The sequence below is a fragment of the Acidovorax sp. SUPP1855 genome (genome assembly GCF_030158955.1).
Lineage (GTDB): Bacteria > Pseudomonadota > Gammaproteobacteria > Burkholderiales > Burkholderiaceae_C > Paracidovorax.
The window spans coordinates 24,996-40,871 of sequence record NZ_BQXI01000023.1 but is presented as its reverse complement, the minus strand read 5'-3'; the positions used below and the strand labels follow the sequence as shown (position 1 = coordinate 40,871).

The following is a 15,876-nucleotide window of genomic DNA, read 5'->3' as shown; positions in this document are numbered from 1 at the left end:
TCACAGCCGCTCGTTGTAGAGCAGCGCACGGCCCAGGGCATTGGGCACGAAGGCCAGCGCCTCGCCCGCCACCGACAGGACGACGCCGGTGCCGATCACGCTGCAGGCCACCGCCGACCCCACGGCATGGACCGTGCCGGAGGCCGCGCGGCCGGCCACCTCCACGCTCACCTGCGCGCCATCGGACGCCCGCTCCAGCACATACACGGTGCCGTTGGCCGACGCCTCCACGGCCTTCACGGTGAGGATCGCGCCCCCAACCGACAACGCGACGGGAACAGCCGCCACCGCCCCGGCGGCCGTGGACGCCACCGAAGCGGTGCCCACCACCGAGGCCACGGGCAGCAGCGACAGGCCGACGGACACCTCGCTCTGCGCATGCACGGCGCCTGCCGCCAGCGCAAAGGCCAGGCCGAAGCCCACGGCCCGGCGGGTCCAGGAAAAACGGGGAATCAGAGTCTCGATGCGCATGGTCTTTCTCCAGAAAAAGGGCGCGACAGCGGGGCCGCCGTGCACGCAGGGACGGCCGGGAAAGCGGGCACCGCGCCCGCTCCGGCCCCCGGGGGTCACTCCGCCGTCGCCTTGCCCGCCTTGTCCGGGACGGCGGCCGGTGCGGAAGGGGTGCCACCGGCTGGCATGGAGGCATCGCGGCGGCCTTGCCAGCGGGCGTCCGCCAGGTCCGCCTCGTGGCGGTCGCGCAGCATCTTGGCCAGCGTGAAGGCGGTGGTGATCAGGTAGAGCCAGCTCACGCCCAGGAAGGCCTGGTAGGTGGGGTTGATGTCCATGCTCCACAGGCCCCAGCCCGTGAGGCCCACGGCCACCGCGAACGCGCCCCAGACGACCAGCTTGAACATCGGCGTGTCCGCACCGTGGCGCGTCTGGTTGTCCCGCACGAACTTCGCCAGCATGAACACGGCCGAGAGGCAAAAGACGTAACCCATCACCATGAAGGCCCGCTCCATGGCCACCCCTGGCAGCCACGCCAGCCCCACCGCGCAGCAGAACACGGCGATGCCGAACGAAACCCAGACCTGCAGGCGCCAGGCGGGCGTATCGCGCTGGATCAGGGGCGAAGGAGCGAAGGGGTGTGACATGGAGAGAAGGGCTTGCGGCCCGGGGTGGAACATGGGGCGGAGCATGCGCAGGCCGCCCACCCCGGCGCGCCCTGGAATGCGCGGGTGGCGGGCTTTCGGCTGCCTGGTATCGCGTGGCGATACTTTCCCTGCTTCCCCCAGTCCTTCGGTGAGTGCCACAGCCGCGCGGATTGCGGTAATCTGCCGCCATCATTGGCTCTCCCTCCGAAGGATTCCGCATGCCTATCCAGAAGATCGCGGCCGCGTGCGCCCTGCTGTGCAGCGCCGGCTTCGCCTCCAGCGCCCTGGCCGGCGTCATCGCCGGCACGGGGAGCACGCCCTCCAGCAGCGTGATGGGCACCACCGATGCCACCACCTATGCCATCGCCGAAAGCGGTCCCGGCCACAGCCTCGTGGTGCCTTACTTCACGGCGCAGAACGGGCAGATGACGGTGCTGCACCTGGTCAACACCGACTTGAACAACGGCAAGGCCGTGAAGCTGCGCTTTCGCGGCGCCAACAACGGCGATGGCCTGCTGCACATGACCGTGCTGCTGGCCCCCGGCGACGTCTGGACCGGCGCGGTGACGGCCGGTGCCAACGGCATCGCGCAACTCACCACCGCCGATGCGACCTGCACCTCGCCCCGGCTCGCGGCCGGCGTGGCGCAAGCCTTCGTGACCGAACGGCTCAACCCCCTGTGGACTGCCAACGTGCAGGCCAACCACACCCGCGAAGGCGCCATCGAGGCGATCGTGGCGGCCGACATTCCCGCCGCCGCCGTGTACGGCACGGGCCAGCAGGAGCGCTCCGCCCTCTTCACGGCCATCCGCCCGGTGAACGGCACGGCCCCCTGCACCGATGCGGCCTTGAACGGGGCGCTGCTGGAGGACACCAGCGCCGAGGCCACGGCCGCTTCCCGGGGCCTGGCCACGCCCACGGGCGGCGTGGCGGGCACCTGGTACATCATCGACGTGCCCAACTCCACCACCTTCTCGGGGGCCGCCACCGCAATCCGCGCCGTCAACAACGCAGGCCGCAATGCACGGGGCAACTACGTGCTGTTTCCGCCCACCGCGCAGACCGTCACCGCGCCCGAGCGCTACACCGCCGACCCGCTGCTGGTCTCGGCCGGCTTCGCCACCCGCGTGAAGAACATCGACGGCGAAACCAGCGAGCCCACCAATGCGGCCGTCATCCAGGCGCGCTACTACGACCTGCCCGACCTGTCCACGCCCTACTACCTGCCGGCCGGCGAACGCAACGCGCGCAGGACGGCGGGGGACCTGTCGGCGCAACTGGCAGCCACCGAAGTGATGAACCAGTACGCCACCGACCCCTCCATTTCCGCCCGAACGGATTGGGTGCTGTCCATGCCCACCAAGCGCTACAGCGTGGCCTACGACTACAGCCAGCCCCCAGCGGTCGCCCGCGTGTATTCGGTGGTGCCGCCCTCGGACCTCGGCAGCCAGTATTTCTCGGGTGACGACACCCAGGTCAAGACCAGCCCCGAGAGCGTGTGCAGCCAGTGGAACCTGACCTATTTCGACCGCCAGACCAGCACCAAGCTCGCCCTCAGCCCCGTGGTGGCCTGCGGCACGGTGGCCACGCTGGGCTTCCAGGAGGCGGGCCGCTCCGGCGTCTCGGCCTCGATCACCGCGCAGCCCCGCTCGGACGCCTTCGTGTCCGGCTGGGCCAGCATCGCCACCAATGCATCGGATGGCCGGCCCATCATCGGCGCCGCACTGCTCAAGCTCACCAACCCCAATGCCACACCTGGCGTCGCGGGCAATTACGGCCTGACCATGCCGCACATGTATAAAGCGCCCTGAGCGCACGCAGGGCGGCGGCCGATTGAGGCCGCCATGGGCCCGGCGCTCGGAACGGGTTCACGATCCTTGCCGGAGCCGCCGGGCACCATCGCCCGGCATGGCTCCCATCCTCAGCGCGGTGGTTTCGATTTGCGGGTGGCCTGCTGCATGCAGCAGCCACCCAGGGCGGGCCTTTGGCCCCGCCCCACCACCACCGTGCCGACCCCATCGCGTGACAGGCTGCCTTTGCGCGGCCCATGGGCGATGGCGGAGACGTTCCCACCTGCCATCCCAATCACAGGAGAAACCGTGAAAGTCAAAACCATTTCCGGGGCGGTCAGCGCCCTGCTCGGCACGCTGGCCATGGCCGGCGCAGCACACGCAGGCGTGATCGCCGGCACCGGCGCCACGCCTTCCAGCACGCAGTTGGGCGGGACCGATGCCATCAGCTTCAAGGTGGCCGAAGGCCAGGCAGGCCATGCGCTGCTGGTGCCCTACTTCACGGCGCAGAACGGCCAGATGAGCGTGCTGCACCTGGTGAACACCGACCTCGACAACGGCAAGGTGGTGAAGGTGCGCTTTCGCGGCGCCAACAACGGCGACAGCCTGCTGAGTGTGCACGTGCTTCTGTCGCCCGGCGATGTGTGGACCGGCGCGGTGACGGCCGGTGCCGACGGCCTGGCGCAGCTGACCACCACCGACCGCAGCTGCACGCTGCCGCACCTCGCGCAGGGTGTGGCGCAACCGTTCTCCACGGGCCGACTGGACCCCGCATGGACCCCCGAGGTGATGGCGGCCAACACCCGCGAGGGCGCCATCGAGGCCATCGTGATGGCCGACGTGCCGCAGGCGGCCCTCTATGGCCCCAACGGCGCCAGCCAGTCGGCGCTGTCCGTTGCCATTCAACAGGTGAAGGAGGTCGCGCCCTGCTCCGAGTCCGTGCTCAATGCCGCGCTGATGCAGGACACGAGCAGCGAAGCCGTCGCCGCCAGCCGCGGCCTCGCGGCCCCCAGCGGCCAGCTCAGCGCCACCTGGTACGTCATCGACGTGCCCGGCTCCACCACGTTCTCCGGCGCGGCCACGGCCATCCAGGCCATCAACAACACGGGCCTGCCGGCGCGCGGCAACTACATGCTGTTCCCTCCCACGGACACGGCGGTCTCGCAGCCGGAGCGCTACACCGCCGACCCCCTGCTGGTGTCCGCAGGCCTTGCCACGCGCAACAAGGATGCGCAGGGCAACACCGCATTCCCGACGACGGCGGCAGTCGTGCTGGCCCGCTACAACGACCTGCCCGACCTCTCCACGCCGGTCTACCTGCCCGCCACAGCAGACAGCGCCCGGGCCACGGCCGGCGATCTCTCCCGGCTGCTGGCCGTGCGCGAGTTCAAGAACCAGTACGTTCTCGACGACTCCATCTCCGCCCGCACCGACTGGGTCGTGGCGACCCCCACCAAGCGGTACAGCGTGGCCAAGGACTACAGCCAGTCGGACCCATCGAACCAGCGCGTCTATTCTCTCGTGCCGCCCAGCGGCGGCGGCGAGCAGTACTTCCATTCGCTCAACACCCAGGTCCGCGACGGCGTGTGCAGCCGGGGCGGCAGCTGGAGCTTCCGCATGGGCTCGCGCGATGGCAGCCTCACCCCGGAAAGCGTGATTTCAGACGCGGCATCGCAACCCGAAAGCTGCGGCGCACTGTCCGTGCTTTCGTTCTCGGACACCCGGTCGGCCGTTTCTTCTTCCGTGGCCCGCAAGACGCTGCAAGGAACGTTTTCCAACGGCTGGGCCATCTTCCGGATGCCCGACGCGAGAGGCATTCCCCTCATCGGCACTGCGTTCACCAAGCTGAGCAACCCCAGCGCCACGCCCGACGTGGCGGCCAACTATGGGCTGACCTTTCCGCATGTCGTGAAGGCGCCCTGACCCCCTGAGGCAGCCTCCCGTGACCTCCGCCCCGGCGGTGGTCACGCCCCAGGCATTCCAATGGCGGCTGCGTGGTGGATGAGGCGCGCCGCTCGCAGCGAAACCACCCGGGCCGATCTTCCCGCCTTGCCGCGCGCCGCCGGCCTTCCGGCCCCGCGTCAGATCGCCATGGGCAGTTCGGTCGTCGAGAGCACGTTGCGGATCACCATGAACGAGCGCACCTGCCGCACGCCTGGCAGGTAGAGCAGCTGCTCCGCATGCAGGCGGTTGAAGCTCTCGCTGTCCTTGGTGCGCACCAGTAGAAAATAGTCAAACTCACCCGTCACCACGTGGCATTCCATGCAGCCCGAGATCTTGGCGGCGGCCTTCTCGAACTCGGCGAACGACTCGGGCGTGGAGCGGTCCAGCACCACGCCGATCATCACCAGCATGCCCGCGCCCACGGCGCGCGGATTGAGCAGCGCCACCACCCCGTCGATCAGCCCCAGGCGCTTGAGGCGCTCCACGCGCCGCAGGCAGGCAGGCGCGCTCAGGTGGACCTTGGCCGCCAGCGCCACGTTGGAGACCGAAGCATCGCGCTGCAGGGCCCGCAGGATGGCCTTGTCGGTGCGGTCCAGTTCGCCGGTGAGATCGGCGGCGGGTACCGGCACCGCAGGCTTTCTTAATTTTGTTGCGCACATGAATGATTCCCCGCAATGAAGTCGAAGTAAAAAGGTTTCACGGCCTTTTTCAGGCCGATTTTCAATCCATTTTTGCAACCCTGTTGCGCCCGCATTTTCCTACCATTCCAGGCAACGGACTGCCCTTGTCGATTGCCCCTGCCACTGCGCGGCAGCAGCCATCCACCGCGGCGCCGGAGCCCCGCCCCCATGCCCTTCCCTTTGCCAGGATGCTTCCCATGAACTTGCAGAAATTCCCCCGCCATTCGCTGACCTTCGGCCCCACGCCCATCCAGCCGCTGCCGCGCCTGTCCGCCCACCTGGGCGGCAAGGTCGATCTGTACGCCAAGCGCGAGGACTGCAACTCGGGCCTGGCCTTCGGCGGCAACAAGACGCGCAAGCTCGAATACCTCATTCCCGAGGCGATCGAAGGCGGCTACGACACGCTGGTCTCCATCGGCGGCATCCAGTCCAACCAGACGCGCCAGGTGGCCGCCGTGGCCGCACACCTGGGCATGAAGTGCGTGCTGGTGCAGGAGAACTGGGTGAACTACTCCGACGCGGTGTACGACCGCGTGGGCAACATCGAGATGAGCCGCATCATGGGCGCCGACGTGCGGCTGGACGCCGCGGGCTTCGACATCGGCATCCGCCCGAGCTGGGAGCAGGCCATGGAGGACGTGCGCCAGGCCGGCGGCAAGCCATTTCCCATTCCCGCGGGCTGCTCCGAGCACCCCAAGGGCGGGCTGGGCTTCGTCGGCTTCGCCGAAGAAGTGCGCCAGCAGGAAAAGGAACTGGGTTTTCAGTTCGACTACATCGTCGTGTGCTCGGTCACGGGCAGCACGCAGGCCGGCATGGTGGTGGGCTTCGCGGCCGATGGCCGGGCCGACAAGGTGATCGGCATCGATGCATCGGCCAAGCCGGAGCAGACCCGCGCGCAGATCCTGCGCATCGCGCAGAACACCGCCCAACTGGTGGAACTGGGCCGCGACATCACCGAAGCCGACATCGTGCTGGACACGCGTTACGGCGGCCCCGAATACGGCCTGCCGAGCGAGGGCACGCTGGAGGCGATCCGCCTGTGCGCGCGCCAGGAGGCCATGCTGACCGACCCGGTCTATGAAGGCAAGTCGATGCACGGCATGATCGAGATGGTGCGCAACGGCGAATTTCCGGCAGGCTCCAAGGTGCTGTATGCCCACCTGGGCGGCGTGCCCGCCTTGAACGCCTACAGTTTCCTTTTCCGCAACGGTTGATCCCCCCAGGAGAACGCAGCACCATGACACGACTCGGCTGGCCCGGCGCCACCCCCTTGCCCGATACGCTCGACCCCGGGGAAGTCCAGGAATGGTGCGATGCGCTCGACGGCCTGCTCGCCGCCTGGGAGCCCCGCCAGGGGCGCGAGCGGGCCGCGGCGCTGCTCGACGCGTTGCTGGCCCATGCGCGCCAGCGCGGGCTGCAATGGAGCCCGGCCGGGATCACCTCGTACCTCAACACCGTGCGGGTGGAGGAACAGCCGCCCTACCCGGGCGACCCGCAGATCGAGCAGCGGCTGTCGGCCATCGTGCGGTGGAATGCGCTGGCCATGGTGGTGCGGGCCAATGCCGCGCAGGGCGAGCTGGGCGGCCACATCGCCAGCTACGCCTCGGCGGCGGACCTGTTCGAGGTGGGCTTCCACCATTTCTTCCATGCGCGCACCGAGCAGCACGGCGGCGACCTGGTGTATTTTCAGCCGCACTCCGCGCCCGGCGTCTATGCGCGCGCCTACCTGGAAGGCCGGCTGAGCGAAGACTCCCTGCGCCACTACCGGCAGGAACTGGCCGCCGAGGCCAAGGGCATCCAGGGCCTGACCTCCTACCCCCATCCCTACCTGATGCCGGATTTCTGGCAGTTTCCCACCGGCTCGATGGGCATCGGCCCGATCAAGGCGATCTACCAGGCGCGCTTCATGCGCTACCTGGCCGACCGGGGCCTGTGCGACACGGCGGGCCGCAAGGTCTGGGGCTTCTTCGGCGACGGCGAGATGGACGAGCCCGAATCCATCGCCGCGCTCACCCTCGCCGCGCGCGAGGGGCTGGACAACTGCATTTTCGTCATCAACTGCAACCTGCAGCGCCTGGACGGCCCGGTGCGCGGCAACGGCCGCATCGTGGACGAGCTGGAATCGCTGTTCACCGGCGCCGGCTGGAACGTCGTGAAATGCCTGTGGGGTTCCGAATGGGACGCGCTGCTGGCGCGCGACCACGGCCACGCGCTGGCCCGGGCCTTCGCGCAGACGGTGGACGGCGAGTTCCAGACCCTGAGCGCGAACGACGGCGCCTTCAACCGCCGCCACTTCTTCGGCAAGAGCCCCGAGCTGCAAGCCCTCGTGGCCCACCTGTCGGACGACGACATCGACCGCCTGCGCCGCGGCGGGCACGACCCGGCCAAGGTGCATGCCGCCTTCGCGCGCGCGGCCGGCCACACCGGCCAACCCACCGTGGTGCTGGCCAAGACCATGAAGGGCTACGGCATGGGCAGCGTGGGCCAGGGCCGCATGACCTCGCACCAGCACAAGAAGCTGGGTGCCGACGAACTGCTGGCCTACCGCGACCGCTTCCACCTGCCGCTGACCGACGAAGAGGCCCGCACCGCCGCCTTCTGCAAGCCCGCCGACGACAGCGCCGAGATGCGCTACCTGCACGACCGCCGCCAGGCGCTGGGCGGCTACCTGCCCGCACGCCGCGCCCGGGCGCCCGAAGTGGCCGTGCCGCCGCTGCCGGCCACCGGTGGCTTTGCGCTGGAGGCCGACGGCAAGGCCATGAGCACCACCATGGCCTTCGTGCGCCTGATGGGCAACCTGCTGAAGGACGAGGCGCTGGGGCCGCGCGTCGTGCCCATCGTGGCCGACGAGGCCCGCACCTTCGGCATGGCGGGGCTGTTCCGTCAGGTCGGCATCTATGCGCCGTTCGGCCAGCTCTACCAGCCCGAGGACAACGCCTCGATGCTGGTGTACCGGGAAGAAAAATCCGGCCAGATTTTGGAAGAAGGCATCACCGAGGCCGGCGCGCTGGCCTCGTGGACAGCGGCGGCCACCAGCTATTCGACGCACGGGCTGTCGATGCTGCCGTTCTATATTTTCTACAGCATGTTCGGCTTTCAGCGCGTGGGCGACCTGATCTGGGCCGCGGCCGATCAGCGGGCGCGCGGCTTTCTCATCGGCGCCACCTCGGGCCGCACCACGCTGGGCGGCGAGGGGCTGCAGCACCAGGACGGCAGCAGCCACCTGATGGCCTCCACCATTCCGAACTGCCGTGCCTACGACCCGGCCTTCGCGGGCGAACTGGCCGTGATCGTGGACCACGGCATGCGCCGCATGGTCGAGGCGCAGATCGACGAATTCTTCTACATCACTGTCACCAACGAGAACGTGGCCAACCCCAGCCTGCCCGCCGACGCGCACGACGGCGTGGTGCGCGGCATGTACCGGCTGCGGCAGGGCGCGCCGGCACTGGCGCACCGCGTGCAGCTCTTCGGCAGCGGCGCCATCCTGGGCGAGGTGCTCAAAGCCGCCGACCGGCTGGAGCAGCAGCACGGCGTGGCGGCCGATGTGTGGAGCGTGACGAGCTACGTGGAACTGGCGCGCGAGGGACAAGCCTGCGAGCGCGGCTGGCGCCAGGGCGAGCGCGATGCGGTGGGCAGCTGGTTCGAGCAGCAACTGGCGACCACGTCCGGGCCCATCGTCGCCGCGAGCGACTACGTGGTGGCATTGCCCGAGATGGTGCGCGCCTTCGCGCCGCCGGGCCGGCGCTATGTGACGCTGGGCACCGACGGCTTCGGCCGCAGCGACTCGCGCGCCGCCCTGCGGGCGCACTTCGCGGTGGATGCCGATGCCATCGTGCAGGCCAGCCTGCGCGCCCGCGAGGAGGACGACACCGACGAGGCGTCGGCCGAGCAGCGGCGGCTGCAGGGCCTGGCCTCGCTCGCCGTCACCTGAGGTGGCGCGCCCCCCGCCTTCGCGGCGGGGGCTCCGCAATGACAGCCCTCAGTCGGCCAGCAGGCCCGCCACCCGTTCGCGCAGCAGATCGGGCTGCACCAGCGTGGCCGGCACCGCCGGCCCGACGTTCAGGCCCACCCGGTTGAACAGGCCTCGTCGGAAGGGCCGCGCCATCGCGGTGCCCCGCTCAATGCGGCTGAAATACGAGCCCCACAGGTTGGTCAGCGCCATCGGGATCACCGGGGGCGCCACGCCTTCTTCACGGGCGCGTTCGAGGAACTTCATGATGCCGCCCTTGAACGGCTGCAGCTGCCCGTCGCGTGTGATGCCACCCTCGGGAAAGATCGCCAGCAAATCCCCTTCCCGCAGCACCTGCGCGGCGCGCTCGAACGCTGCGGCATAGACCGCCGGATCGTCCTTTTGCGGGGCGATGGGAATGGCCTTGGCCAGGCGGAACAGCCAGCCGAGCACCGGCACGCGGAAGATGCGGTGGTCCATCACGAAGTAGATCGGGCGCGGGCTCGCCGCCATGAGCAACACCGCGTCCACGAAGCTCACATGGTTGCACACCAGGATGGCCGCGCCCTGGGTGGGCAGGTGCTCGTCGCCCCGGATCCTGAAGCGGTAGACGAAGCGCGAGGCCACCCACGCCACGAAACGCAGCAGGTACTCGGGCACCAGCAGGAAGATGTAGAACGCCACGATGGCGTTGGCGATGCCCGTGAACAGGAAGATCTGCGGCACCGAGAAGCCCGCGCCCAGCAGCGCGCCGGCGATGAGCGAGCTGCCGATCATGAACAGCGCGTTCAGGATGTTGTTGGCCGCGATGATGCGCGCCCGGTGCGTGGGCTGGCTGCGCATCTGGATCAGGGCATACATGGGCACGCTGTACAGGCCGGCGAACAGGCTCAGCAGCGCCAGGTCGGCCATCACGCGCCAGTGCGCGGCCTGCCCCACGAAGGCGCCCAGCCCCATCTCGGGCGCGGGCGGCAGGGAGCGGGAGGCGAAGTACAGGTCGATGGCGAACACGCTCATGCCGATGGCGCCCAGCGGCACCAGGCCGATCTCCACGTGCCGGCGGCTCAGCACCTCGCACAGCAGCGAGCCCACGCCGATGCCCACCGAGAACACCACCAGCAGCAGCGAGGCCACATGCGCATCGCCGTGCAGCACCTCCTTGGCGAAGCTCGGGAACTGCGAGAGGAACACCGCGCCGAAGAACCACATCCAGCTGATGCCCAGCAGTGAGCGGAACACCACGGGGCTCGCGTGCGCGAGCTTCAGGTTGCGCCAGGTCTCGGTCACCGGGTTCCAGTTGATCGACAGGCCCGGGTCGGTGGCCGGCACGCTCGGTATGAACTGCGCCACCACGCGCCCGGCCAGCGCCAGCAGCACGCAGGCCGCCGCCACCCAGGCATGGCCGATGTCCGGCACCGCCACCAGCAGCCCGCCCGCCACCTGGCCCAGCAGGATGGCGACGAAGGTGCCCATCTCCACCATGCCGTTGCCGCCCGTCAGCTCGCGCTCATTCAGCACCTGGGGCATGTACGCGAACTTGACCGGCCCGAACAGCGTGGAATGCAGCCCCATGAGGAAGGTGCACGCCAGCAGCACGGCGGCGCTGGAGGCGAGGAACCCCCAGGCCGCCACCAGCATGATGGCGATCTCCAGGTTCTTCACGAATCGGATCATGCGGGTCTTGTCGAACTTGTCCGTCAGCTGCCCCGACGTGGCCGAAAACAGCAGGAAGGGCAGGATGAACAGCGCGCCGATCACGAGGCCAGCCATGGACGGCGGCATCCACGACACGCTGAGCTGGTAGGTCACCATCACCGTGAAGGCGAACTTGAACAGGTTGTCGTTCGCCGCGCCGGCGAACTGCGTCCAGAAGAAGGGTGCGAAGCGGCGCTGGCGCAGCAGGGCGAACTGGTTGGGGTGCGACGGCTCGGCCGCGCGGGGGTGGTCGGCCATGCGGGCCTGTTCTTGGCTCATGCCGTGCTCCTGTGTGGAATGGTTCTTCAGACGCGTCGCGCCGCGGCGCCAGGCTGGTCCCCCTCGTCCGCGCTGGCGGCGATTGTGCCCCGGCGCAGGCCCGTTGCGGCCGCCGCCGGGCGGCGCCAGGGCACCGCCCGCACGCACTGCGCCCAGTAGGCGCCCGGCAGCGGGGCGCGGCGCGGCGCCAGCGCTGCGATCACCGGCCATGCGGCCAGGGCCGCCGCCACGTGCTTGAGACTGTGGCCCGACACCCAGCCGCCCATCCAGCCGAACACCGCATGGTCGCCCAACTCCAGCAGCTTGGCCAGGGCATACCAGCCGATCACGGCCACCAGCGACAGGGGCGGCCGGCCGGGCCGAGCCGGCACCATCGCCAGCGCCGCGACCAGCAGCATGCCCCCGCCCTGCAGCACGCCCCAGGGCAGCACCTGCCCCGCCGTGCCCCACGCCCGCAGCGACAACGCGCCCGCCAGCGGCACCACACAGGCCAGTACCCAGGCGGGCCGCGCACCCATGCGCCCATCGACCGCCAGGCCCAGCAGCCCGGTGAAGGCCACCAGCATGCCCATGCGGTCCCACAGCAGCGTGATGTCGTGCGGCACCGCGTGGTACAGCGCCGAGGCGCCGGCCGTGAGCAGCAGGCCCGAGAAGAAGATCGCCGACATCACCGCCGTGGTGGTGCGGCCGGTGCCGCCCGCCTGCGCCACCCCCTCGCCGCGCCCGCCAGCCTTGCCGCTGCGCACCCACTGCACCAGGCGCCGCACGCCCAGCAACCCCATGAGGGCGAACGGCAGGTTGGTGAGCACGTCCATGGCGTGCGCGATGCCCCACAGCGTGCGCTGGTCGGCAAAGGCATGCTGGTGCGGGTCCGCCGCCACCTGCGGGCCCCAGGCGCCCACGGCGGCCAGCACCGCCAGGGCGCCATACAAGGCCCACTCGGCCGGGGCCGGACGCGAGAGGAAGGCGCGGAAAAAAGAACGGGTGGACGACGGCATAAACGAAACTCTGGAAGGCAGCGGGATGGAACGGGGGACGGGACGGGGAAGGGACGAGCAATGGAACGCAGTCTCTACGCCCTCGCCATGCCAGGGCGCACGAAACGCGCCCAGGCCCATCGCCGGCCACGCCGGGTATCCATAATCGATACCCATGAGCACCACTGCCGACCTCGTCGCCGCCCTCAAGAAGGAACTCAAATCCGCGCAGATGACCTATGCGGACCTGGCCCAGGCCCTGGGGATGGCCGAGTCCAGCGTCAAGCGCATGCTGGCCAAGGGCGACATGCCGCTGTCGCGCATCGATGCGATCTGCCGGGCGCTGGCGCTCGATTTCGCCGATCTGGCGCGGCGCGTGGCCGACAGCCAGCCGTTGCTCAAGGAACTGAGCCAGGCGCAGGAAACGGCGGTGGTGGCCGACAAGAAGCTGATGCTCATGGCGATCTGCGTGCTGAGCCAGTGGACACTGGAGCAGATCGTGACCACCTACCGCCTGAGCGAGGCCGAGGGGGTTAAGTACCTCGCGCAGCTCGACCGCATCGGCATCATCGAATTGCGCCCCCTGAACCGCTACCGCCTCAAGCTCGCCAAGACCTTCCGCTGGCGCCCCCATGGCCCGGTGATGCACTACTTTCGCGACCATGCGCTGCTCGACTATTTCGCCGGCAGCTTCGACGGCCCGGGCGAAGGCGTGCTGCTGGTGCACGGCGCGATCAGCCGCAGCCTGGCTCCGGCCTTCTGGGAGCGCATGCAGCGCGTGGCGCACGATTTCGCGCAGCAGCACCTGGCCGACCAGCGCATGCCCGAGCGCGAACGCGAGGGCTACACCGTCCTGCTGGCACTGCGCAGCTGGGAGTTCGACGTGTTCACCAGCATGCGAAGGTAAATCGCATTCCGTGCCCTGCCACGTGGTCCGAGAGCGGCCATTTCGAGCTCTCTCGAAGCCTGGCGGCCAAGACAGGCAGTGATGCCGCGGGTCACTTCAAGGATGAAACAACGGGCTTGAGAGCGCTGCAAATGGACGTCGCGAGTTCCTCCTGCTGTTGAATCCCGAAGTGGACCGAGCAGTCGAAGTGCCGAGCCCAGGTGATCCGTTTGAGAGAAGAATCCACCAGCCGTATGGACGCACGGATGCGCTCGGTGTCGATGCGCAGGCTGCTTTCGACGCAATGGTGCGACCTGCCGCGCTGGCTGGTCCCTCCAGGGTCACCGGCATTCGGCCCGGCCGATGACGCGGGCGCCACCAACACGTCTCCAAAAGCACGAAAGAGCTGGTTCACCAGTTCCTCATAGAGCCCGCGGGCGAAAGCATGCCCGTCAACACGCTCCGCAATGCATTGGACCGGCTGCACCATGAGACGGTTGGGATGCACCGGGTCTTCGAGAGGGGATGCAGGGCGGTGGATCACCGGCATGTAGCTACCCACCGGAATGCGGATCTCGATTCCTCCCTGCGGCCTGTGGGCCGCGTAGTAGGCGTCCAGCCTTTGGCGCAGTCGCCCGATCTGAACCCTGACGATCGGGTCTTCACCCGGCATGTAGGCAGAAGCTTCGCGGTCGAAAACCTCGATCCCGATGGTGTGCTCGTTGGTATTGCGATTTTCTCCGGCGACCGCCTGCTCCACGAGAAAACGGAAAAGCCGCTTCATCCGATGCGCCTTTGCAAACGCATCGCTCTCCAATATTGCGTCGCACGCCTCCCTGATTTGATTTTCTTCGATCTCATTCATCTTACGCCTCACTGAGTACCTCATCGGTTAATGGTGCATCCACGCGTGGCCCTCCCAAAAGCCCCAAAAAACGCTGGCACTTCAATCAGGCGACCGGCGCGACTCCAATAACTTGAAAACCATTGGTTGCCGCCATCGCCGGCTTTTCAATACCCGTTTAATGCGCTGCCACGCGCGGCCGACATATTCACCCCGCAATGTGTTTTTCGGGCTGAGCCGTTCTGAATAGATCTGAAAAAAACTGCGCGTCCTCAAAGAGGAATACTGTTACGGTAACAGCCGACAGGAGTTACCGTATCGATACTTCACTTTTTCTTTGCCGGAATTAATATAGCGCCACACCAACCAAATTTGGCAAACGGAACCCCGCCAGCTATGGAGAGATAAATGGCCGACTCACTCCCCGCCGATGTCATTCAGGCAATCGCCATATCCAATGCAAAGTCCATTGGCGAGCAGCCTGCCATTTTGGCGAATCTCGCGCTAGCACAGCAAATATTCAACCAGAATATGCAACAGCAAATCGCCTTGAGCCAGCAGCAGGCCATGAATCAGGTGCAGATGGCAGCCGCCGCAAAATGCGTCACCATGATCGAGAAAAGCGATGGCAAACAAGGCGAGCCTTCCATGGAAAGAATACTCAAAGACATTCAAGAATTCATGAAAGTCATTCAAGAAAAAACCGCCAGCAACGCATCGGGCCAATAATTCATTCACGAATGCCATTCATTACATTTCTTGCAAATGCAATGAACCATCCTCCCAATTCCGGGGTGCGGTAGGTAACCCGCTTTTTTATCAACCTGCAATCCATCTCAAGGAGAAACACCATGGCAACTTTGCCCGAAGAAGTAGTGAGCGCTGTCGCGATCGGCAACCTGAAAGCCATCTCGGAACAGCCCGCGATGCTGTCCAACCTGGCCTATTCCAATACCGTGGCCAATACCAATCTGTCCCAGCAGAACGCGGTGGCCAACCAGCAGGCCATGAACGAACTGGGCATCTCCATCGTTGCCAAGGCATCCAACACGGTGAGCAACATCGGCCCGCTGGAGGCCCGCTCGGCCGTAGATGTCCTGACCAACGACGAACTGGCGCAGACCATCGCCGACATGAAGGCCACGCTGCAGGCTTTCAGCGGTCGTTGATCCCGGCCTCTCAGCGCTGACACGGAGGACAAAACATGATTGATGCACAAGTCACGAGTGCGGTCGCCGTCGGCAATCTGAAAGCCATTTCAGAGCAGCCGGCGATGCTGTCCAACCTCGCGTACGCGAATGTGGTCACGACCAACAACCTGGGACAGCAGAACGCCGTGGCGAACCAGCAGGCGATCGGCGAACTGGGTATTCCGCTGGTGGCGAAGGCCACGAACACCATCAGCACCATCGGACCCATGGAGGCCCGGTCTGCGGTGGATGTTCTGACCAACAACGAGTTGGCGCAATCGATCGCCGATCTGAAGGCGGCGGTGAACGCCTTCGCGGCGCCTTCGGGCGGAAGCGGTGCGGCTAGCCGAGCAACGCTCCGGGCGCTGATGGACAGGGGTCTTCGCGTGGACCCGGCCGGGCAGTTGGTCGTTCCACCGGGCATCACCATCCTTGTTCCCGGAAAAGTGGCCAAGGAGGAGATCCTCATCGATCTCCAGCCCAACTACTTCACCGTGAAGGTCAAGGCGAACGGCTGAATGCGTCGACAAGCTCGATGACGAAGG

Annotated in this window: 14 protein-coding genes; 8 read left to right on the top strand and 6 right to left on the bottom strand. The window is 67.4% G+C overall.

Annotated elements, in window-relative coordinates; translation table 11 throughout:
* Together AVMA1855_RS18495 and AVMA1855_RS18490 are read right to left on the bottom strand one after the other, a co-directional pair.
* Positions 1–471, bottom strand: coding sequence for a hypothetical protein (locus tag AVMA1855_RS18495; protein WP_284414608.1), 471 nt, complete (start codon positions 469–471; stop codon positions 1–3).
* A gap of 95 nt (positions 472–566) precedes the next feature.
* On the bottom strand, positions 567–1,094 hold the full coding sequence (locus AVMA1855_RS18490) for a YiaA/YiaB family inner membrane protein (protein ID WP_284426815.1): 528 nt from the start codon (positions 1,092–1,094) through the stop codon (positions 567–569).
* Positions 1,095–1,312: 218 nt separating this feature from the next.
* Between AVMA1855_RS18490 and AVMA1855_RS18485 the strand changes: the two genes are divergently transcribed.
* Positions 1,313–2,905, top strand: coding sequence for a surface layer protein NpdA (locus AVMA1855_RS18485; protein WP_284426814.1), 1,593 nt, complete (start codon positions 1,313–1,315; stop codon positions 2,903–2,905).
* Positions 2,906–3,193: 288 nt separating this feature from the next.
* Positions 3,194–4,807, top strand: a complete 1,614-nt coding sequence (locus AVMA1855_RS18480) for a surface layer protein NpdA (protein ID WP_284426813.1) — start codon at positions 3,194–3,196, stop codon at positions 4,805–4,807.
* Between the two features lie 158 nt (positions 4,808–4,965).
* On the opposite strand, the gene AVMA1855_RS18475 is transcribed toward AVMA1855_RS18480, so the two are convergent.
* On the bottom strand, positions 4,966–5,487 hold the full coding sequence (locus AVMA1855_RS18475) for an Lrp/AsnC family transcriptional regulator (RefSeq protein ID WP_284426812.1): 522 nt from the start codon (positions 5,485–5,487) through the stop codon (positions 4,966–4,968).
* Between the two features lie 218 nt (positions 5,488–5,705).
* On the opposite strand from AVMA1855_RS18475, the gene AVMA1855_RS18470 reads away from it, so the two are divergent.
* Positions 5,706–6,722 (top strand): 1-aminocyclopropane-1-carboxylate deaminase, encoded by a 1,017-nt coding sequence (locus AVMA1855_RS18470; RefSeq protein ID WP_272566827.1) that lies wholly within the window; start codon positions 5,706–5,708, stop codon positions 6,720–6,722.
* Between the two features lie 23 nt (positions 6,723–6,745).
* Entirely contained in the window at positions 6,746–9,442 is a 2,697-nt protein-coding gene (gene mdeB / locus AVMA1855_RS18465; RefSeq protein WP_284426811.1) for an alpha-ketoglutarate dehydrogenase, read from the top strand.
* A 48-nt stretch (positions 9,443–9,490) separates the two neighbouring features.
* On the opposite strand, the gene AVMA1855_RS18460 is transcribed toward mdeB, so the two are convergent.
* Together AVMA1855_RS18460 and AVMA1855_RS18455 are read right to left on the bottom strand one after the other, a co-directional pair.
* The gene (locus tag AVMA1855_RS18460; protein WP_284426810.1) at positions 9,491–11,434 is read right to left on the bottom strand and encodes an MFS transporter; all 1,944 of its coding nucleotides are present in this window, start codon (positions 11,432–11,434) and stop codon (positions 9,491–9,493) included.
* Between the two features lie 26 nt (positions 11,435–11,460).
* Positions 11,461–12,432, bottom strand: coding sequence for a hypothetical protein (locus tag AVMA1855_RS18455; RefSeq protein WP_284426809.1), 972 nt, complete (start codon positions 12,430–12,432; stop codon positions 11,461–11,463).
* Between the two features lie 154 nt (positions 12,433–12,586).
* Between AVMA1855_RS18455 and AVMA1855_RS18450 the strand changes: the two genes are divergently transcribed.
* On the top strand, positions 12,587–13,318 hold the full coding sequence (locus AVMA1855_RS18450; RefSeq protein ID WP_284402471.1) for a helix-turn-helix domain-containing protein: 732 nt from the start codon (positions 12,587–12,589) through the stop codon (positions 13,316–13,318).
* A 91-nt stretch (positions 13,319–13,409) separates the two neighbouring features.
* Here AVMA1855_RS18450 and AVMA1855_RS18445 read toward each other — a convergent pair whose 3' ends face one another.
* Positions 13,410–14,162, bottom strand: coding sequence for a hypothetical protein (locus AVMA1855_RS18445; RefSeq protein WP_284414589.1), 753 nt, complete (start codon positions 14,160–14,162; stop codon positions 13,410–13,412).
* A 387-nt stretch (positions 14,163–14,549) separates the two neighbouring features.
* On the opposite strand from AVMA1855_RS18445, the gene AVMA1855_RS18440 reads away from it, so the two are divergent.
* The 3 genes from AVMA1855_RS18440 (at position 14,550) to AVMA1855_RS18430 (ending at position 15,849) form a co-directional block, all read left to right on the top strand.
* Positions 14,550–14,870 (top strand): FAD-binding monooxygenase, encoded by a 321-nt coding sequence (locus AVMA1855_RS18440; protein ID WP_284426808.1) that lies wholly within the window; start codon positions 14,550–14,552, stop codon positions 14,868–14,870.
* 122 nt (positions 14,871–14,992) lie between these two features.
* Entirely contained in the window at positions 14,993–15,310 is a 318-nt protein-coding gene (locus AVMA1855_RS18435) for a R body protein (protein ID WP_272566815.1), read from the top strand.
* Positions 15,311–15,345: 35 nt separating this feature from the next.
* Positions 15,346–15,849: a hypothetical protein gene (locus AVMA1855_RS18430; protein WP_284426807.1), complete on the top strand. Its 504-nt coding sequence runs from the start codon at positions 15,346–15,348 to the stop codon at positions 15,847–15,849.
* Positions 15,850–15,876: the final 27 nt, after the last annotated feature.

Coding starts and splice junctions, on each gene's coding strand:
- AVMA1855_RS18495 (WP_284414608.1), bottom strand. CDS start 471: ATGCGCATCGAGACTCTGATTCCCCGTTTTTCCTGGACCCGCCGGGCC.
- AVMA1855_RS18490 (WP_284426815.1), bottom strand. CDS start 1,094: ATGTCACACCCCTTCGCTCCTTCGCCCCTGATCCAGCGCGATACGCCC.
- AVMA1855_RS18485 (WP_284426814.1), top strand. CDS start 1,313: ATGCCTATCCAGAAGATCGCGGCCGCGTGCGCCCTGCTGTGCAGCGCC.
- AVMA1855_RS18475 (WP_284426812.1), bottom strand. CDS start 5,487: ATGTGCGCAACAAAATTAAGAAAGCCTGCGGTGCCGGTACCCGCCGCC.
- AVMA1855_RS18470 (WP_272566827.1), top strand. CDS start 5,706: ATGAACTTGCAGAAATTCCCCCGCCATTCGCTGACCTTCGGCCCCACG.
- mdeB (WP_284426811.1), top strand. CDS start 6,746: ATGACACGACTCGGCTGGCCCGGCGCCACCCCCTTGCCCGATACGCTC.
- AVMA1855_RS18460 (WP_284426810.1), bottom strand. CDS start 11,434: ATGAGCCAAGAACAGGCCCGCATGGCCGACCACCCCCGCGCGGCCGAG.
- AVMA1855_RS18455 (WP_284426809.1), bottom strand. CDS start 12,432: ATGCCGTCGTCCACCCGTTCTTTTTTCCGCGCCTTCCTCTCGCGTCCG.
- AVMA1855_RS18450 (WP_284402471.1), top strand. CDS start 12,587: ATGAGCACCACTGCCGACCTCGTCGCCGCCCTCAAGAAGGAACTCAAA.
- AVMA1855_RS18445 (WP_284414589.1), bottom strand. CDS start 14,162: ATGAATGAGATCGAAGAAAATCAAATCAGGGAGGCGTGCGACGCAATA.
- AVMA1855_RS18440 (WP_284426808.1), top strand. CDS start 14,550: ATGGCCGACTCACTCCCCGCCGATGTCATTCAGGCAATCGCCATATCC.
- AVMA1855_RS18435 (WP_272566815.1), top strand. CDS start 14,993: ATGGCAACTTTGCCCGAAGAAGTAGTGAGCGCTGTCGCGATCGGCAAC.
- AVMA1855_RS18430 (WP_284426807.1), top strand. CDS start 15,346: ATGATTGATGCACAAGTCACGAGTGCGGTCGCCGTCGGCAATCTGAAA.